Source organism: Longimicrobium sp. (assembly GCA_036387335.1).
Classification (GTDB): domain Bacteria; phylum Gemmatimonadota; class Gemmatimonadetes; order Longimicrobiales; family Longimicrobiaceae; genus Longimicrobium.
In genome coordinates this window covers 1-19,034 of the sequence record DASVTZ010000191.1, presented here as the reverse complement: position 1 = coordinate 19,034, position 19,034 = coordinate 1, and the positions used below count along the sequence as shown (strand labels likewise).

The window sequence follows — 19,034 nt, the reverse complement described above, 5'->3', positions numbered from 1 at the left end:
GACACAGAGACACAGAGGAAAGACAAAGAAGTTCTCTCTCTGTGTCTCTGTGTCTCTGTGTGAGATTGCTGTTCAGGATGTTCACCGGTCCGCCTCCTCGCGCTCCAGGCGGCGGAGGGCGGCGCCGTCGACGGCGTAGAGGGTGCGGATCGTGTGCGTGGACTCGCCCTCGGAGGCGCGGCCGGCGCTCCAGACTTCGAGGACCTCCGGGTGCGTGGCGATCACGTTGATGGCGCGGCCGCCGGCGCCCGCATCGAAGAGCGAGCGGAGCGTCTGGTCCGCGGTGATCTCGGCGGCGGAGAGGAAGGGGCCCTGCGCCCTGCGGCGGAAGACCAGCGCCGTCCCCATCTCGCGGGAGAAGCCGGGGATGGCGGCCAGGACCGGCACCGGCGCGGCGTTCACGTTGACGCGCAGCTGGCGCGACGGAAGCACCACCAGGAACGGCTCCACCTGCTCCAGGATCTCCGGCGTCATCCCCCGCACCCGCAGCAGCTCGCGAACGGAAAGGAGGAGCCCGTTGCGCACCCGCTCGTCGCGGCGCGCGTAGAACGCCTGCTCGGCGCCGTTGGCGCGCGCCAGGTCGTCTTCGTCGCGCCAGTCCAGGAGCGATTCCACGAAGATGGAAAGCTCCCGCTCGTCCACGATCCACTGCCTGAAGAAGCTGCGCAGCTCCGGCTCATCGGCGGCGTTGAGGTTCAGGCGCGTGCTCACGTCGTGCACGCGGAGGGCGTACTCCGCGCCGTTGGGAAGGCGCCGGTCGCCGCCGCGCGCCACCACCGAGTCCAGCGAGTTGAAAGTCTCCAGCGCCGCGCGGGCACGGGCGCGAAGCTCGCGCATCGCCGGGTCTTCCTCGGCACCGAGCGACGCGGCGCCGATGTTGGCGGGGGTGCGCGTGATCAGCTCCACGAGCACGGAATCGAGCCGCGTCTCGGCCTCGGCGATCCCGGCTTCGGCGGACCAGCGGGCGGCGGCGCGGCGGTCCTGCGTACCCACCATCCACAGGTGGCGGCGGGCCGTGAGCGCCACCGCCGTCCCGAGCGAGGCAAGGAGGAGGAGCGCCCAGAGCGCCGCTACCAGCGCGATCCCCCGCCGGTCCCTCACGGCACCCGCACGCGCAGGGGGAGCGCGGCCAGCGGCGAGACGCCGGGCTCCGCATCGCCGCCGGTGAAGCGGAACTCGATGGCGGCGGGGGCGCGGGTGGCGTCCGGCCACGCATCCTGCCACTCGCCGCCGGCGTCCAGCATCCTGATCCGCATCCCCGTCACGTCGGGAAGGAGGGTCAGCGTCTCCTCCACCGCGGCGCCCGAAACGGTGCGGAGGACGCGCGCCACCACGCCGCTCTCGGGGGTGGCGGGGTCGGCGTCCACCAGGAGCTGCACGGCCTTGAGGTCGCCCTCCCACCCGAACACCGCGCCGCCGTGGGTGGAGAAGACGACGCGGTCCATGGGTCGCTCGCGCGAGCCGCCCGTGGTGAGGATCACCAGATCGCCGCGCCCGGCGCGCTCCACCGCCAGCCCGCGCACCGCCTCGCGCACGAACTCGCGCGTGACGCGTGCGCGATGCTCCTGCCCCACCGCGCGCGACTGCCGCTCGCCGGTGTCCACCGCGGCGCGCACGCTTCCGGCCACCAGCGCCATCGCCAGCCCGGCCAGCGCCAGGGCGACGACCAGCTCGATGAGCGTGAACCCCGCGCGCCCCTTCATCGGCGGCGCAGCGTGGCGAGGTGCACGGAGTCGCCGTTCCCCAGCACCGACACCTCCACCGACATGGTGCCGTCCACCGGCCCCGGCCCCACGCGCGTGCGCCAGCGGAAGTCGTCGTATGGCGGCGGAAACATCCCCTCGTCGCGGCCACGGGCGTCGGCGGGGCGCAGCAGGGTCTCCTCCATGCGCGACTCCGCCAGCTCCGTGGCCAGCAGGCGCGTGCTGGCGCGCGCGGTCACGGAGGTGCCGGTCGCGAGGATGCCGAGCGCGGCCACCACCCCCGTCCCCAGGATGGCGAGCGCGACGATCACTTCCAGGAGGGTGAACCCGGCGCGCGATTGCGCGGGGGTGTGCCAGGGAAAGCGTTTCACGCGTACACAGTAAAGCCGGTGGGGTGGATAGACAATGCGCCGGGGGCGGAAACCCCCGGCGCATGGAAAAGTCCTGAGTGCTAAGTCCTAAGTGCCAAGTGCTGAACTGCGGTGCGTGAGTGCGTCAGTGCGTGAGTGCGCTGTTGACTCAGCACTTAGGACTTAGCACTTAGCACTTCAGTTACTGAAAGAACTGCGCATGGTAGCGGGCGATCGCCAGCGCCGCCTCGCCGCGCTTCACCACGTTCGTCGGCCGGAAGTAGAACTTCAGCTTCGGCGTCAGGTCCAGCGCACCCTGCTCGATCTCGGCGTAGACGTTCAGCATGTTGGAGTTGATCGCCGCCTGCACGTGGCCGCGATCCGCCGTGGGGATCTGGGCCTGGTCCGCGATGACGTACGTCTGCCCGTTGTAGGTGTAGGTCACGTCGCCGTTGTGGGCCGCGGCCGCCGCCTCGCCGCCGATGCCGCGCACCAGCATGCGGGCGAGCTGCGAGCGGAGGACGGTGCCGCCCGGCACGAAGCTGGAGCCGTTGCCGGTCATGATGCCCCGGAAGCGGTGCTCCCGGTCCCGCATCGCCGCGCCCTGCGCCGCCACCGCCTCGGCGAAGGGCTTGTCCGCCGCGGACACGTCGGTAAAGGTGCTGGCGCCGCCCAGCGGCAGGTTCTGGCGCACCGCGCCGAACTGCGTGAAGCCGCGGGCCAGGTCGATGCGGGTGAGGTCCGCGTCCGGGCAGAACGAGCCGGGCGCGCAGAGCCCCAGGTAGCCGTTCACCAGCGCCACTTCGATGGCGCCCTGGGCCGCGTGCCCCTGGATGTCCGCGATGGCCGGCGGGGTGATGAAGGTCAGGATCTCCGTCTCGTGCACCTTGTCGGGGAAGGTGGCGAAGTTGCCCGCCTCCTGGCCCTTGGGAGTGAGCGCCTTCACCTCGGCCGTCCAGGTGCCCGGCGTCGGGTTGTTCACCACCAGCACCAGCCGCGTGGTGCCGTTCTGCGCGAAGTACAGGTCGAAGGCGTTGTAGCGGTTTCCGTTCGGGTCGTACACGTCGAAGAGGAGCGGGTTGCCCGCGTTGCCCACCGCCGGCACGTTCACGCCCTGGAACTCGATCTTGGCCTCCAGCAGGCTCGCGCCCGGCGTCACCTGGAAGGTGTGCTTGTACGTGCCCGGCAGCGAGACCGGCGAGTAGTCGAACGTCTTGTCGTAGGCCGCGTCCTCGCGCACCTGCGCCGGCACCGTCTCCACCGTCAGCGTGCGGCCGAAGGGGGTGGACAGGTCGAAGGACTTCTGCACCGCGGCGTAGGCGTTCACGTACCCCGCGCCCACCTCGAACGCGCGGTAGCCCGGCATCTTGCTGGCCGTCTCCTGGATGATCTGCTTCACCTGGTCGGGCGTGAGCAGCGGGTTGGCCTGCAGCATCAGCCCCACGATCCCCGCCACGTGCGGCGTCGCCATCGACGTGCCGTCCATGACGGTGTAGTACGGGTTGGTGGGGTCCGGCGCGAGGGCGCCCAGCGCGCCCGTGTGGGCGTACGCCGAGGTGATCGCCACGCCCGGCGCCGTGATGGCCGGCTCGTCGAACCAGGTGATGACCTCACCGCTCTGCGACGTCACGGTGCGGGCGCCGCCCGGGCGGCCGCGCGAGGAGAAGTCGGCCAGCGTGGCCGTCTTGGTGCCCGCCGCCACCGAGATCACCCAGGGAGCCTTGGCGTAGGGGTTGTGCGTGTCCGGCGCCGAGCCCTCGTTCCCCGCCGCGAAGGTCACCACGATGTTGCGCTCGTTGGCGATGCGCGATGCCACGTTGATCGGGTCGTCCGGATCGAAGCCGCCGCTGGAGCCCCACGAGTTGGTGATGACGCGGATACCGTAGCGCCCCTGGTTGGCCAGCGTCCAGTCGAAGCCGCCCAGCGCGTTGAGCACGAAGAGCACGGCGCCCGAGCCGTAGCCGATCAGGTTGGCGCCGTTGGCCACGCCCGACTGCTTGCCCGCCGACGCCTGCCCGGTGCCGCCGACGGTGCCGGCCACGTGCGTGCCGTGCCCGCTGCCGAGGTCGGTGTTCACCGTGTTCTCCAGCGCGGGGGCGAGCGCGAAGCCCGTCACCGCCAGGTCGCTTCCCGAGACCGGCGCCAGGACGTTCTGCACCAGGTTCTTGCCGAACTGCAGGTCCGGGTGCGTGCCGTCGACGCCGGAGTCGTTGATCACGATGCCGATGCCCTTGCCGGAAACCGGAAGGCCGCCGTTGCGCGTGGTCATGGCGCGGTCGGCGCGCAGCCGCTCAACGCCGGTCAGGTGGCGCGCGTCGTAGTTGGAGTAGCTGAGCCGCTTGTTGAGGAACACCGAGCGCACCCGCGTGTTGCCGCTCAGCGCCCGCACCTGGTCGCCGGTGGCCAGCACGGCGGCCATCGGCAGCGACCGGAAGGTGATGCCGCCCCGGATGCCGATCGCCTTGAGCGCATCCAGGTCGGCGACGGCCGGCGCGGAGTTCCCTTCGAAGGTGACGATCACTTCCGCGGTGCGCCCCGCGGGCAGGCTGGCCAGCGTGCGGGTGAGCTCCGGGTCGATCCTCTGGGCGAACCCGGGGGCCGCCGCGATGAGGAGGGCTGCTACGGGCGCGAACAGTCGCCGGATCATCGGCAGGTGCATCAGGGGGCTCCACGTGTTGGGTGGCGAACGAGTCCTTCTGGACTGGCCCCTCTTAATGCACGTGTGCCGCCAAACTTCCGCCCGAGCTATCCTGCGCCCGATAAACAGCTTACGATTTTCGCACCTCCCTTCGGATCTTCCTGTTGCACTAAAACAGTGAAACCGCTTCACCGTTCTAATGCACCGTCACTGAAATGGTTCAACATCTGCTACGCACTGCTGACACAGACAACCAACAGGACTCACGCGGAGACGCGGAGACGCGGGAGGGAACACCTTTTGTCATCCTGAGGGAGCCGCAGGACGGGACTCTCCGTCTCTCATTACTTCCTGCGGCGACCGAAGGATCTAGCCGGAGCCAGGCCGGGAACCGCGTTGCAGCACCAGACCCCTCGGAACGCGCAGTAGATCCTTCGTTCCGCGCCAAAGTACGGTGATGGGAGAGGGCGGAGCCGCGCGTCACTCAGGATGACAAGGGGGAGGGTATATCGTGAGATGCTCAGAGTCGCGCGGCAGAACGGAAGCGAGGCACGGAGAACTGGTTTCCGTGCCTCGCCGGCCCTCGCCGCGTTGCGGGCTATTGGAAGAACTGCGTATGGTAGCGGGAGATCGCCACGGCGGCCTCGGCGCGCGTCACGGGCGCGGACGCGTCGGACGTCGGGAAGAAGTAGGGCTTGAGCACCGGCGCCGGGTCGAGCGGACCCTGCTCGATCTTCCAGAACACGTTCAGCATCCCGGAGTTGATCGCCGCGTGCACGTGGCCGCGCACCGCCGCCGGAATGGAGTTCTGGTCGGCCACCACGTACGTCTGGCCGTTGTAGGCCACCGTCACGTCACCCGTGTGGGCGAGCGCGGCACCCTCGCCGCCGATGGCGCGCACCAGGATCCGGGCGAAGTGGCCGCGGCTGATGCCGTTGCCGGGGTTGAAGGTGCTTCCCGAGCTTTCCATCACGCCGCCGTAGCGGTACTGCGGGTCGCGGAGCGCCGCCCCGGGAGCGGCCACCGCTTCCGCGAACGGCCGGTCCGCCTCGGCGACGTCGCTGAAGGTGGCGCCGCCGTTGAAGGGGAGCGACTGCCGGATCGCCGCGAACTGCGTGAGGCTGCGGGCCAGCTGGATGCGGGTGAGCGGCTGGTCGGGGCAGAACGCCCCCTCCGCGCACAGCCCCATGTAGCCGTTGGTCAGCGCCCACTCGATGGCGCCGCGGTCCGCGCTCCCCTGGATGTCCGCGATCGCGGGAGCGTCGAAGGTGAAGGTGCGCACCTGCTCGCGAACCTTGTCCGGCGCGGCGGCCAGGTTCCCCTCCGTGCCCAGCAGCGTGAACATCTTGGTCTCCATCGTCCACGTGCCGGCCGACGGATTGGGCACCACCACCACCAGCCGGTTCGTGCCGTAGACGGCGAAGAGCAGGTCGTACGTGTAGTAGCGGTTCCCCTGCGGATCGTACACGTCCAGCGTCAGCGAGTTGGCCGCGCTGCCGTACGCGGGAACTTCCAGCCCGTCGAAGGCGATCTCCACCTCCAGGCGGTCCGCGCCCGGCTCGACCGAGAAGGTGCGCTTGTAGCTCCCCGTGGGCGCCAGCGGGCTGTAGTCGAAGGCATGGTCGCGCAGCACCTTCATCTCCGCGTGCCCCAGCACCTCGTAGCCGTCCAGGATGCGGCCGAACGGCGTGCTCAGGTCGAACGCCTTCTGCACGGCGGCGAAGGCGTTGACGTAGCCGGCGCCCACCTCGAAGCCCTTGTCCTCCGCCCCGGGAAGCGCGCTCGGCATGTGCGTGGCCGTCGCCTTCAGGATCTGCTTCACCTGCTGCGGCGTGAGCAGCGGGTTGGCCTCCAGCATCAGCGCCGCGATGCCGGCCACGTGCGGGCTGGCCATGGAGGTGCCGCTCATCACCGTGTAGAACGGGTCCGTGCTCGTGCTGGCGCTGATGGAGGCGCGAACGGAGACGATGTCCGTGCCCGGCGCCGTCACCGTGGGCTCGTCGAGCCAGGTGATGACCTCGCCGTTGGCGGCCGTCACCGTCTTGGGCCCGCCCGGGGTGCCTTTGGACGAGCTCTCCGCCAGCGTGCCGGACTTGGTGCCGTTGGCCGCCGAGATCACCCACGGCGCGCGGGCGTACGGGTTGTGCGAGTTGGGATAGGTGCCGTTCCCCGCCGCGAACACCACCACAACGTTGCGGTCTTCCGCCGCGATGCGCGAGGCGACGTTGACCGGATCGTCCGGGTAGAAGGGCCCGTTGGAGCCCCAGGAGTTGTTCATCACCCGGATGCCGTAGCGCGCCTGGTTGGTCAGCAGGTAGTCGAAGCTGCCGATGGCGTTGAGCACGAAGATGGCCGCTCCCGAGCCGTAGCCCACCAGGCTGGCGCCCGGCGCCACCCCCGAGTTCCGCCCGGCGGACGCCTGGCCGGTGCCGCCCGAGATGCCGGCCACGTGCGTGCCGTGCCCGCTGCCGCCGTTGTCCGTGTTGGGCTGGTTCTCCACCACGATCACGGGACGGAAGCCCGTCTCCTCGCCCACCAGATCCTTTTGGATCGGCGCCCACACGTTCTGGACGACGTTCTTCCCGAGCTGCAGGTCGGGGTGCGTGGCGTCGATGCCGCTGTCGGCGATGTAGAGGCCCACGCCCTTGCCGGTGACGGGAAGGCCGCGGTTGAGCGCGGTCATGGCGGCGCTGGCCCGCAGCCGCTCCACGCCCGTAAGGTGGCGCGCGTCGTAGTTGAAGTACGTCAGCCGCTTGTTGAGGAACACCGAGCGCACCCGCGGGTTCGCGGCCAGCGCGTTCACCTGCGCCAGGGTCGCCACCGTCCCCACCATCGGCAGCGAGCGGAAGGTGGTGCCGCCCGTGATGCCGACGGCGCGCAGCACGTTCAGGTCGAGGAGCGCGGGGGCGCTGTTCCCCTTGAAGGTGACGATCACCTCGGCCGTGCGGGCCGACGCGAGGACGTTCCTGAGTGCGGGATCAATGGCCTGCGCGACCGCGTTGGTGGCGCAGAGCAGCGTGACGGCGACCAGCAGCAGCAACCGGCGTGGTGCTGAACGGAGCATGGCTCCCCCGGAGGGTGAGAGGTGGCGATTGGCGACGATCGGCCCGGCGCCCGCCCCTCTTAGCACGACGTGGTCCGCGCGTGCCCTACTCGCTGCGCGTTGCAGGATAAGCACTTAGCCTCAGTTCGCCATTTCTCGCATCCGGCGCCTTCACTGTTTTGGTGCAGGAAGCGGCCCATCTTCACCATACCGATGCAGACTTGAAAAAGCCTCACGCGGAGCCGCGGAGGGAACTGCAAGCCGCGGAGAACTGACCCTCCGGCCGTTCTCCTCCGTGTCTCCGCGTCTCCGCGTGAGGCAATACGAAGACGGCGCGGACACCCACATTGGGCATCCGCGCCGTTGAGTCAGAAGTAATTTGGGCTTACTTCCAGCTCACAAGATCCGCGTCCTCGCCTTCGCCGCCTTCCTTGCCGTCCGCGCCGAGGGAGACCAGGTCGTAGTCGCCGTGCTCGCCGGGAAAGCGGTACTGGTACGGGTTGCCCCAGGGATCGGGCGGGATGTCCTTTTTGGCGTAGGGCCCTTTCCACGCGCGCGGCTCAGGGGGCGTCGTGGGGCGCGTGCGGAGCGCGGCCAGGCCCTGCTCGGTGGAGGGGTAGCGGCCGTTGTCCAGACGGTAGAGGTCGAGCTGCATGCCGAACTGCTCGATCTGCGTGCGCGCCGCCTGCGTGCGGCTCTCGCCCACCCGCCCGAACACCTGCGTGCCGACCACCGCCGCCAGGATGCCGAGCACCACGATGACGACGATGATCTCGATCAGCGTCATGCCGGCCCGGTCCAGGCGCCGCGCGGGGAGGTGGGCTCGCTGCATGGTCTTCTCCAGAGGTACGGGAATCGGGTGCAGCCACAGGTTACGCGGCCCCGCGTGTGCCCGCAAGCGTTGCACACTCCCCCGCGCCGCCTCAGATTGCGGCGTTCCCCCGTTCCGCTCCCCAGGTGCCCCCGAGCGCGTGGCCGCTCCCGCCGTTCTCGTCATCGACCCGCTCGCCGCCTCCGGCGACGCCGTGCGCGAGGCCACGCGCGAGGCGCTGGGCACGGGCGCGCGCGTGCACCCCTGCGCCACCCTTTCCGAGGGGCTGGAGCGGCTCCGCGCGGGCGGGTGGGGCGCCGTCGTCCTCTCGCTCGACTTTCCCGCGGCCGACCTGGCGCTGGTGGAGCGGATGGTGTCCAGCGGCGTGGAGCCGGGTGCGCTGGTGCTGACCGCGTCGCGCCCCACCATGCAGCTCATGGTGGAGGCGTCGCGGCTCGGCGTGCTCGGAGTGCTGGCCGCGCCACCCAACGTGCGCGAGCTCGCCGCCCTCCTCCGCGAAGTCTCCGACGCGGAGGAAGTGGTCCCCCTGGACGCCGCGGGCGAAGAGGGCGACGGTGACTCCGCGATCGGCGGGAGCCCCTCGATGCTGGAGGTGTTCCGCATGGTGGGGCGCGTGGCGCCGAGCTCCGCCACCGTCCTGATCCTGGGCGAGAGCGGAACGGGGAAGGAGCTGGTGGCGCGCGCCATCCACCGCAACAGCGCGCGCGCGGCGGGGCCGTTCGTCGCCATCAACTGCGCCGCCATCCCCGAGAACCTGCTGGAGTCGGAGCTCTTCGGCCACGAAAAGGGCGCCTTCACCGGCGCCATCGCCCGCAAGATCGGCCGCTGGGAGCGCGCGCAGCGGGGGACGCTGCTGCTGGACGAGATCGGCGACATGAGCCTGGCGCTGCAGGCCAAGATCCTCCGCGCCGTGCAGGAGCGCGAGATCGAGCGCGTGGGCGGCGAGGAGCGCATCCCGGTGGACGTGCGCGTGGTGGCCGCCACGCACCGCAACCTGCGCAGCGCCATCGCCGAAGGGACCTTTCGCGAGGACCTCTACTTCCGCCTGGCGGTGGTCACGCTGGAGCTGCCGCGCCTGCGCGACCGCGGGCCGGACCTGGACCTCCTCACGCAGCACTTCGTGGCGCGGCACGCGGCGCACTACGGGCGGCCCATCCGCGCCATCGCCCGCTCCGTCTTCGAGCGCTTCCACCAGCACGACTGGCCGGGGAACATCCGCGAGCTGCGCAACGTCACGGAGCGCGCGGTGCTGATGTCGCACGGCTCGGTGCTGCTGCCGGACCACCTACCCACCGACCAGCTCAACGCCGCCGCCCCCGCCGAGGCGGACGGCTCCCCGCTGGCCGGCTACTCTCCGGACCTCGACCTGGCCTCGGTGGAGCGGCTGCACATCCGCGAGGTGCTGCGGCGCGTGGGCGGGCACATGGGGCGCGCGTCGGAGGTGCTGGGCGTCCACCGCAACACCCTCACGCGCAAGGTGCGGGAGTACGGGCTGGAGGGATCCGCTTCCCTGGATTAGTGAAGCTGCCCCGTTTTGGTGCAGCGCCCTCCGCACGCACACGGCGCCTCGTGGCCGATTCGCCGCGTGAACGCTGGAGATTTCCGCGATTTCGGCGTTGCGCGGCGCGGGCACGGCACGTGCTATCTGTGCCAGCCGGAACTCTCGCTCACTCCGGAAAGGAACCGTCCGTGACCCTTCGACGCTCCCTCAGCGCCGCGCTCGCTTCGTTGCTTCTGCTCGCCGGCTGCACCGAGAACTCCCCGCTCGCGCCCACTCCGGACGCCGGCCGCCTGCTGGGTGCCGCCGACGTCACCACGCTCCTCCACTTCTCGTCGCTCCCGAACCTTGCCGGGGCGCGTCACGCCGAGAAGCGGATCAGCGCGGCCGACGGCGGCTTCGTGGAGCTGAACGGCTTCCGCGTCGACATCCCCGCCGGCGCGCTCCCGGCCGACACGGTGGTGACCATCGACCTCCCCACCGATCCGGCGCTCGCCAAGCGGGTGATGGCGGAGTTCGGTCCGCACGGCATCCAGTTCAACACCCCGGTCACGCTCCGCTTTCCCCTCACCGGCGTCTCGCTGAACGGCAGCCCCATCGAGGTGGCGCGCTGGGAGAACGGCGGGTGGACCTCGCTGGGCGGCAGCGTCAACGTGCTGGGCACGGTGCTCTCCGGCCAGACGCCGCACTTCTCGGCGTACGCGGGCAAGTACGTCATGGCCGGCGGCTGACCGCCGGCCCCTTCCACCCCACAGGTCAAAGTGTCCCGGCCCGCCACGCAATTGCTGGTGGAGCGCGCGCTCGCGCTCGTTCCACTCGGCGATGAGTTTCTCCCCCTGAGCGACGCCCTCATCGGCGCGTCGCACACGGACCGGGAGAAGCTCTGGGCGCGCTCGGCGGAGTACTCCACGGTGGGGAAGCGGGTGCTGGACGCGGACCGCCTGGCGGCGCTGGTGCCCGCCGTCGTCACCCGCGCGCAGGAGCGGATGGAGCGCCTCTTCGCCCTCGTGATCGACGCGGTCCGTCTGCAGGGCGAGGGGGACGCGGCGGGGGCGGCGCGCGCGCTGGTGCGCGCCGGCGAGGTGGAGGAGGGGGAGCGCAGGCTGGAGCAGGCGCAGCAGATCTACACGCTCGCCCTGGAGGTGTCGCGCGACCTGCGGGACAAGGACCCCGAGATCCTGGCGCTGCGCCGCCTGGGGCGCAGCTCGCGCGCGGCGGGGCGGCTGGACGAGGCGTGGGAGTGGTACCAGCGCAGCCACCGGCTGAGCGTGGCCCAGGGCGACGACACGGGCCAGTCCGTCGCCTGCCAGGGCCTGGGCAACGTGTGCGACGACCGCGGCGAGCGTCCCGAGGCCCGCGCCTGGTTCGAGCGCGGGCTGGAGATCGCCCGCCGGCTGGACGACCCCTCGGTGGAGTGGCCCTTCTACACCAACCTCTCCGTGCTGGCGATGCTGGAGGGGAAGCTCCCCCTGGCCGAGCGCCTGCTGGACCGCGCCCGCGAGCGGATCGAAGCCTCCGGCGCCGAGGACCCGCTCCTGTACTGGCTCAACAACCGCGGCCTCCTGCTGGTGGAGTGCGGCGAGGCGCTGGCGGCGGAGGAGGTCTTCCGCGAGGCGCTGGCGCGCGGACCGGGTCCGGACTGGGAGGTGACGCTGCGGGTGAACCTGGGCGGCGCCCTCGTACCGCAGGACCGCCTCCTGGAAGCGCAGGACGAGGCCCGCCGCGCCGAGGAGATCGCGATCCTCAACCGCTTCGTGCCGGACCTGGTGGACGTGTACCTTCTGCTCGGCTCCGTCGCCCGCGCGCAGCGGGACGAGGAGGGTTTCGTGTTCTACGAGCAGGCGCTGCGGGTGTGCCGCGAGCGCGGCCTGCCGCACAAGAGCGAAGCGGCGATCCTGCACGACTACGGCGTCCTGCACGCGCGCTGCAACCGCCCCTCCGAGGCCCGCGCCTACTTGGACGCCGCCGGCGAGATCTACCGCGCCCTCGGCTTCGCCCCCGAGCTCGCCCGCCTCGCCTCGGACATGGAGGAGGTGGGTGCAGGGGATTGAGGCCCCCTCAGACCGGGCGAGTAAACTCGCGGCAACAACAGCACAAAGTCCGCCTCCGCGGACTCCCGGTCCGCATCCGTCGTAGGGGCGCGATTTATCGCGCCCACCCTCGCCGCGCCTCGACCACCGCCAACGCGCACCGATGTCCGTGGACCTGCGTGTCTGCGTACCCTCGCCGCGCCTCCACCACCGCCAGGCGAACCGATGTTCGTTGACGCGCGTGTCTGCCCACCCTCGCCGCGCCTCGACTACCGCCGCGCGCACCGATTCCCGTCGACCTCGCCGCGCCTCGACCGCCGCCGCGCGCACCGATGTCCGTAGGGGCAGCCCCACGTGGCTGCCCGTGCTCGACCCGGCGCTGTGCTTGGCGATGCACCGGGATGGTTGGGCTGCACAGAGAAACAGAGGCACGGAGAAGAACATCTCTCCGTGCCTCTGGCTTTTCCCTGCGTGAGCCGCGTAGGAAGGCGTGTCGCCCCCGGCGCCGCGAAACGCGCAGTAGATCCTTCGTTCCGCGCCGAAGGGCGGTGAACGGTCGGGATCGGGGCGGCGCGTCACTCAGGATGACAGGTGCGAGTGACAGGCACGGGCGTGCGGTTCTTTCCCGCGGCTCCGCGTCTCCGCGTGAGGCCGTTGTTCGTCAGGCGGCCTGCTTCACCACCGCGAGGATCTCGCGCAGGGTGCTCTCGCCTCGGTCGCGGGCGTACCAGCGGCGGACGTCGCGGTAGATTTCGGAGAGGGGGCGCAGGGCGGCCTTCTTCTCCCGCAGCACCATCTCCTGCAGCTCCGAGGGGCGAGGGCCCCACTGGCCGACCGGGCGGAAGTCGCGGTCCAGCACCACGGCGAGGGGGATCGAGCGCGCGCCGTTGGTGAGGTGGCGGTCCATCAGCGTGGGGTGCTCGTCGCGCTTCACCACGCGCAGCTCGAGGCCCGGCGCGATCGTGGTCAGCTTGGCGATCACGGGGACGGTGTTGGAAGCGTCGCCGCACCAGTCCTCCGATATCACCAGCAGCTTCCAGCCGTCGCCGATCGCGGCGGCCTCATCGGCGGCCCAGGCGGGGACCACGGCGCGGCTGTCGACCGCGAGCCAGAGGTCGCGGTGCTCGCGCACTTCGTTGCCCAGGTAGTCGGCCCAGGTCCATCCCTCGTCCCAGAACGCCCGGTAGTCCAGGTCGGTCATCTCGTTATCCTCCAGTCAGATGGGCGGAGCCCGGCGGCACCGCGCGCCCCGGTACACCGCGGGGGCACCGGAAGGTAGCAGAGGCGTCAAGCGGGGGGGCACTGGCTCCTCTTTTGCACCGAGCCGCACGCTCGCCGCGCAGGGCGGACCTGCGGCCGATTCCGCCTCCTTCAACACAGGATGGTATGATTACCAAGCAAGACCTCGAGAGGCTCATCTCCCGCGAGCCGGGCGGTCGCCCCGTGATCTCGCTCTTCCTCGACATGTCGGTCAACCACAACAACAAGCGTCAGTGGGACGTCTTCCTCAGCCAGAAGCGCGCCCAGCTCGAGGAGATCGAGCCCGAGCTGATCCAGCGTGAAGGCGCGGCGGTGGACGAGCTGGCGGCGCGCATCCGCACGTGGATCGCGGACGACTTCGACCAGTCGAACCGCGGCGTGGTGATCTACGCCGAGGTCGGCGGCGACTACTTCGAGGCGATGCAGTTTCCCGTCCCCGTGCAGAACCGCATGGTGGTGAGCGAGCGTCCCGTCGTCGGACCGCTGGCGCAGGTGCTGGAGAGCTACCACCACTACGGCGTCATCCTGCTGGACCGGGAGCACGTGCGCATCCTGAGCGTGTACCTGGGCTCGCTGCTGGACGAGATCGAGCTCCACGGCGACCCGCTCCCAATCCCCAGCCACGTCAAGGCGGGAGGCTACTCGCAGTCGCGCCTCCAGCGCCGCAAGGCGGAGGAGATGCGGCACTTCTTCAAGGACTTCGCCGCCGAGGTGGAGGAGTTCGTGGAGCGCTACCACCCGCAGGACCTGGTGCTGCTGGGGACCGAGGAGAACACGGCCAAGTTCCGCGAGTTCCTCTCCGACTCCATCCTCCAGCGCGTGGTCCACACCGGCAACATGTGGGTGGACGAGCCCGCCGCCGGGGTGATGGAGAAGCTGGAGCCCCTCCTGCGCGCCGACCTGGAGCGCCACAACCGCGAGGTGGTCGAGCAGCTCAAGGACCGCGTGGCGCACGACTACCTGGCCACCGCAGGGTTCCAGGGGACGCTGACCGCGCTCCAGGAAGGCAAGGTGGACACGCTCGTCCTGGCCAGCGACCACCGGCAGGACGGGGTGCGCTGCGGCCAGTGCGGCTTCGTCTTCGCGCGCGAGCTGAAGACGTGCCCGTACGACGGCTCGTCCACGCTGGAAGGGGTGGACGTGGTGGAGGAGATGGTGCGGATGGCGGAAGGGCAGGGGGTGCAGATCGCCTTCGCCGCCGCCGCCGAGGTGCAGGAGCTCAAGGGCGCAGGCGCGCTGCTCCGCTTCTGAGCCTTCGAGGGTGACAGGCGGGGCCCGGGGACGAGCGTCTCCGGGCCCCGCACTTCTGTCCGCCGCTTGACAACTGCAACAAAACGCTGCTACGTTCGCCACTCACCTCCCAATTCCTTCCGGTTCAAATCCCCCCATGCCCGCAGCCATGCTGGACGAGGCCGGGCGCGAGCGCCTGCGCGCCGAGCTGGAGTCCGTGGCCGGCGTCCGCCGCGCGGTGGTCGACGGCGAATCGTCTCCTTCCATCTACCTGATCTGCGAGCGCGGCGACGGCGGCCCCATCGAGGCGCTGGCCCGCGGCATCCTTGCGCGCATGGGCTTCGTGGGCGCCGACGTGCAGCTCGCCTTCCTCCCCACGGCCGAGCCGCGGCGCCGCGTGCGCTTCGTATCCGCACGCCTCACGCAGCCCCGCCCCGGCCGCGCGATCGCCGAGGTGGAGCTGGAGTGGGCGGGCGAGTCGTTTCGCCAGGTCGTCGAGGGGGAGGGGGGCGCGCCGCTGGAGCTGCGCCTGGCCGCCCTCGCCACGCTGCGCTCGCTGCACGCCATCCTGGGTGGGCGGGTGGAGTTCGATCTGGTGGGGATCAAGGGCTTCCGCGCCTTCGACGCCGAGGTGGTGGTCGCCGTCCTGCGCGGCGGCACCCCGGACGGCCGCACGCTGATCGGCGCCGCGCTCGCCAACGAGAACCTCTACCACTCCGCGTCGCTGGCGGTGCTCAACGCCACGAACCGGATCTTGGGGAATTATCTGGCGCAGGCGCAGGGGTGAGGGGGGTGCTGGAGTGGGTGGGGGTGTGGGTGAGGTAAAGTGTGAGCAGGCGGGTGAAGGGCGGGGCCGGCGGTTGAAACCGCTGCAACAACCGCGGGAAGCCTGCCTACGCAGGCTCCGAGGCGGGATGGGTGCGGGGAGCGGGGAGCGGGGTCCGGGGTCGCGCGGGCCACGCCGGGGGCTGAAGCCCCCGGCTGGAACCACGGGAAGACCGCTGAAGCGGTCTCGCGCGGCGGCAATGTGCGGTGTATGGCGGGGCACGGGCGCGATGAATCGACGATGAATCGCGCCCCTACAGGGTATCGGCGCGGCGCTCGCGCGCTCGCCGCGCCGTATAGGCCGGCCATAAAACAGCTGACCCGCATAGACTTCGGCGTTGTGGGAGATTAGAATGCGACAGTATCATTGACTCGGGAAACTCCTCCGGTTATGCTGCTGATCGTGGATTGGCGGAAAGCGTTTGCTTGACGCCGCGGTCACTTACGACGGAGGATTCCATGCCGAGCAGAACCCAGATGTGCCTCGCTTCGCTCCTGACCATCCTCTGCGGGGGTGGCCTGCTCGCGAGCCCCGCCCGGGCCGACGCGAGCTCCGAGGCGTTCGACTGCCGCGCGTCGGTCGAGGAGTACTGCTCGTACGCCGCAGGCTACTGCTCGTCTGGTTGGGCGCGATGCACCTACACGGTGGAATCCTGCCAGATCACCAACATCGAGTGCATCCCGGCGCCGAGCTGAGCGTCTAGCGAGGGCTCTGGGGGCACGCATCGGAGCAGGTCCCCAGAGCGTCCAGCCGCGACCGGTGTTCTGATGGTGCCGCGTTCATCTCTCCTTCGCTGAGCACGCGTGAACAAGCTCCTTGCGAACACCGCGACGGCGATACTCGTGCTTTGCGCGCTAACCGTGACGGGACTGGCGATCCGCCGGGAATTGGCGCCACCGAGCCTTCCGGCCGCCCAATACTCCGAGGACACTCGCCCCGTCCCCGATTGGCGCAGCTACGCCCGCGGGCGGCGGATGGGACCGCCAGGCGCGCGGGTCACCATTGTCGAATTCTCCGATTTCCAGTGCCCCTTCTGCCGCACCATGTCCGGCCGTCTGCGCGCGATTAGGCAGGCGCACCCGGAGGATGTCGCGGTGGTGTACCGGCATCTTCCCCTGCCGTACCACACCCACGCACAATCCGCTGCGACGGCGAGCGAGTGCGCCGGAAGGCAGGGGCGCTTCGAGGCGTATCACGACGCGCTGTTCGCCCATCAGGACTCCATCGGCAGCATCCCGTGGACGACTCTCGCGGCTGCCGCGGGCGTCCCGGACCCTGCGGAGCTCGCGCAGTGTATGGCGAGTGAAGCCCCCGCCGCGGGAATCGAGCAGGATGTCGACGCGGCGAAACGGCTCGCGGTGTCCGGGACGCCCGCGCTGATCGTGAACGGGACGCTCCTCACCTCCTCCGGGCTGGCCCGGCTGGAGGCCATGGTGGAGCGAGAGCTGAAGAGCGCCGGGCGTTGAGGGCGCGGTGTACATCCACCCAGACGATGGAGCGGTGATGACGCGGATCGTGTTCAGTTTGATCTTGCTTGCGGCTTGTGCGGATGCCGCCGCGGCCCAGCCGGGGGCTCCGCCCAGCGTCTCCCAGGGCCAGACGCGGTCCGCGGGCGCGCGCGCCCGCGTGCCGTACACCGGGATCTATCTCAGCGGACAGCCGCGGTTTTCCCCGGGAGGCGGGATGAGATGGGCGACCTATCCGACGGTCCGGTCCGTCGACCCGGGGTCGCCCGCGGCGAAGCTGGGGGTCGCGGCGGGAGACGTGATCCTGCTCGTGAACGGAACCGACGGGCGGGACCCCGAATCGCTCGTGGGCCGGCCGGGGAAGGTGTACGTGTTCAGGATCCGGCGCGGCAACAGCACGCGTGACGTGACCATCACGAGCATTCCCGCCCCCCAGCCATCCGCCCGCGGCGGCTCCTGAGGGTGAGGCAGAGCCGTATCCGCACGGGCAGCCCCCGCCGTGGGCGGTGGGGCGACCGCGTCCACCTGCCGGGGGCGGCGAGCTGGCTGCGGCGGATGCGGTTCGTCGCGGGGGCATGCCTCACGGCAATCCTGCTGGTGTCCGGCGGCGCACCGGCCCTCGCCCAGGACGCAGGCGGCGCCACGTACATCGCGGGGGTCGTCACCGGCCCGGACGGGAAGCCGCTGCCGGACGCACAGGTTACCGCGCGTCCGTCGGCGGGCGGACTCGCGGTGTCGGCGCGCACGGACGCGGCGGGGCGCTACCACCTGGACGTGCGGGGTGAGCACGTGGTGACGGTGGAGAAAGAAGGGTACGTGGCCGCGACGGCGCTGGTGCTGGCCGGGCCGGCTCCGCACAATGTGCGTCTCACCGCGGCCGAAGAGCGGGGCTACACGCTCGATCCGCTGCTGGTGCAGGCTCCCGCAAGAGCGCCCGTGCCCGTGCGGCGGGGCGAATCTCCAGGCAGCGGCCTCTCATCGTTGAGCGGGCACAGCGCCGCGGCGTACCCCGGCGATCCGGGCGATCTCGCCGGTTCATCGGGTATTTCGGGGCAGTACGTGCCGTCCGGTGCGGGGGCGATTTCCGTGTCGGGACAGCCTCCTTCCGGCAACCGCGTCACGGTGGATGGCGCCGGGTTCGATGCAAGCTCGCTTCCTCCGGAGGCGATGGCCGCCGCGGGCGTCCTCGCCCACCCGTATGACGTGTCGCGCGGGCAGTTCACGGGGGGCGAGATCGCCGGCCGCACCCTGAGCGGGACGAACCTGTGGGGCGGGGTGTTCCGTACCTCCATCCAGCATCCAAGCCTGCAGTATGCCGGCCCGGCCGGTGCCTCGGGCGCGGCGGGGCCCCTCTGGGCGCAGGTGGGAGGCGGGGGTGGCGGGCCCCTCGTGCGCGGACGCCTGTTCGTGTACGGCGCCGTGCAGGCGACCACGCGCAGCTCGTTCAGCTCACCGCTGGATCCCGCGGGCGCGGAAGCGTTGCGCTACGGAATCTCACCCGACTCGCTGCGGAGATTTCTCCAGCTCATCCGGGGGTTCGGGATCGGCGAGGGCGCTGGCGGGGAGCGGCGGACCCATGCCGCCTCGACGATCGCGCGCATCGACTTTCTGCCCGGCGCCAACCACACCGCCACCCTGCGCCTGGACGGCCGGGCCCGGAGATCCGACGGCGCTCTGGGCTCCCCCCTCGCCATCACCAGCGGCGGGCGCGACGAGGGGAAGGACGGCGGGGTCTTCGCACAGCTCGTCTCCCGGATGGGGCGCGCGGGCAACGACCTGACGGTGTACCGTTCCGGCGGCACCCAGCGCTCGCTGCGAACGTACGAGGGTCCCACGGGAAGGCTGTGGCTGGGTCAGGACACCGGCGTGGGTGGCACACTCGTGTCGTTCGGGGCCGCGCCCTTTTCCATTCCGGACGAGGACCGCTCCGCGCTGGAGGCCGCCGAGCGCTTCACGCTCTCCCTGAACGGCGGGCACCAGATCCTGCTCGGCGGCGCGTACCAGGCAGAGCGGGTCGTGCGGCGCGGAGCAGCGGACGCGTCCGGCACCTTCACCTTCGCGAGCCTGGCGGAGCTCGAAGCCGGGCGGGCACAGCGCTTCACCCGCTCGCTCGGCGGCCAGACCGGCGAGATGTCGTCGGATTACGCCGCCATCTTCG

The 19,034-nt window shown here is 70.7% G+C and carries 16 protein-coding genes; 9 read left to right on the top strand and 7 right to left on the bottom strand.

The window, feature by feature from the left end; translation table 11 throughout:
- Window positions 1–81 precede the first annotated feature (81 nt).
- The 6 genes from VF647_19085 to gspG form a co-directional block, all read right to left on the bottom strand.
- Window positions 82–1,101, bottom strand: a complete 1,020-nt coding sequence (locus VF647_19085) for a type II secretion system protein GspK (GenBank protein HEX8454201.1) — start codon at window positions 1,099–1,101, stop codon at window positions 82–84.
- On the bottom strand, window positions 1,098–1,703 hold the full coding sequence (locus tag VF647_19080; GenBank protein ID HEX8454200.1) for a prepilin-type N-terminal cleavage/methylation domain-containing protein: 606 nt from the start codon (window positions 1,701–1,703) through the stop codon (window positions 1,098–1,100). Before VF647_19080 ends, VF647_19085 begins: the two co-directional genes overlap by 4 nt.
- The gene (locus VF647_19075) at window positions 1,700–2,074 is read right to left on the bottom strand and encodes a prepilin-type N-terminal cleavage/methylation domain-containing protein (protein HEX8454199.1); all 375 of its coding nucleotides are present in this window, start codon (window positions 2,072–2,074) and stop codon (window positions 1,700–1,702) included. The genes VF647_19080 and VF647_19075 overlap by 4 nt, the downstream gene beginning before the upstream one ends.
- Window positions 2,075–2,255: 181 nt before the next feature.
- Complete coding sequence (locus VF647_19070) at window positions 2,256–4,712, bottom strand: S8 family serine peptidase (protein ID HEX8454198.1); 2,457 nt, start codon at window positions 4,710–4,712, stop codon at window positions 2,256–2,258.
- 577 nt (window positions 4,713–5,289) lie between these two features.
- Window positions 5,290–7,755: a S8 family serine peptidase gene (locus tag VF647_19065; protein ID HEX8454197.1), complete on the bottom strand. Its 2,466-nt coding sequence runs from the start codon at window positions 7,753–7,755 to the stop codon at window positions 5,290–5,292.
- Between the two features lie 364 nt (window positions 7,756–8,119).
- Window positions 8,120–8,566, bottom strand: a complete 447-nt coding sequence (gene gspG, locus VF647_19060; protein HEX8454196.1) for a type II secretion system major pseudopilin GspG — start codon at window positions 8,564–8,566, stop codon at window positions 8,120–8,122.
- Between the two features lie 139 nt (window positions 8,567–8,705).
- Between gspG and VF647_19055 the strand changes: the two genes are divergently transcribed.
- The 3 genes from VF647_19055 to VF647_19045 all read left to right on the top strand — a co-directional run bounded on the left by VF647_19055 (window position 8,706) and on the right by VF647_19045 (window position 12,115).
- Window positions 8,706–10,085, top strand: coding sequence for a sigma-54 dependent transcriptional regulator (locus tag VF647_19055; GenBank protein ID HEX8454195.1), 1,380 nt, complete (start codon window positions 8,706–8,708; stop codon window positions 10,083–10,085).
- A 170-nt stretch (window positions 10,086–10,255) separates the two neighbouring features.
- Window positions 10,256–10,795, top strand: a complete 540-nt coding sequence (locus tag VF647_19050) for a hypothetical protein (protein HEX8454194.1) — start codon at window positions 10,256–10,258, stop codon at window positions 10,793–10,795.
- Window positions 10,796–10,825: 30 nt separating this feature from the next.
- Entirely contained in the window at window positions 10,826–12,115 is a 1,290-nt protein-coding gene (locus tag VF647_19045; protein HEX8454193.1) for a tetratricopeptide repeat protein, read from the top strand.
- 640 nt (window positions 12,116–12,755) lie between these two features.
- Here VF647_19045 and VF647_19040 read toward each other — a convergent pair.
- A complete protein-coding gene (locus VF647_19040) occupies window positions 12,756–13,295 on the bottom strand; it encodes a thioredoxin family protein (GenBank protein HEX8454192.1) in 540 nt (179 codons plus the stop codon).
- Between the two features lie 185 nt (window positions 13,296–13,480).
- On the opposite strand from VF647_19040, the gene VF647_19035 reads away from it, so the two are divergent.
- The 6 genes from VF647_19035 to VF647_19010 form a co-directional block, all read left to right on the top strand.
- Window positions 13,481–14,605: a VLRF1 family aeRF1-type release factor gene (locus tag VF647_19035; GenBank protein ID HEX8454191.1), complete on the top strand. Its 1,125-nt coding sequence runs from the start codon at window positions 13,481–13,483 to the stop codon at window positions 14,603–14,605.
- Between the two features lie 136 nt (window positions 14,606–14,741).
- A complete protein-coding gene (locus VF647_19030) occupies window positions 14,742–15,371 on the top strand; it encodes a hypothetical protein (GenBank protein ID HEX8454190.1) in 630 nt (209 codons plus the stop codon).
- Between the two features lie 497 nt (window positions 15,372–15,868).
- The gene (locus VF647_19025; GenBank protein ID HEX8454189.1) at window positions 15,869–16,105 is read left to right on the top strand and encodes a hypothetical protein; all 237 of its coding nucleotides are present in this window, start codon (window positions 15,869–15,871) and stop codon (window positions 16,103–16,105) included.
- A gap of 108 nt (window positions 16,106–16,213) precedes the next feature.
- Window positions 16,214–16,876, top strand: a complete 663-nt coding sequence (locus VF647_19020) for a DsbA family protein (protein HEX8454188.1) — start codon at window positions 16,214–16,216, stop codon at window positions 16,874–16,876.
- A gap of 37 nt (window positions 16,877–16,913) precedes the next feature.
- Window positions 16,914–17,336 carry a PDZ domain-containing protein gene (locus VF647_19015; protein HEX8454187.1) on the top strand — a complete coding sequence of 141 codons (423 nt, stop codon included), beginning with the start codon at window positions 16,914–16,916 and terminating at the stop codon, window positions 17,334–17,336.
- A 2-nt stretch (window positions 17,337–17,338) separates the two neighbouring features.
- Window positions 17,339–19,034: carboxypeptidase-like regulatory domain-containing protein (locus VF647_19010; protein HEX8454186.1), on the top strand; the 1,696-nt coding region annotated here is incomplete at its 3' end.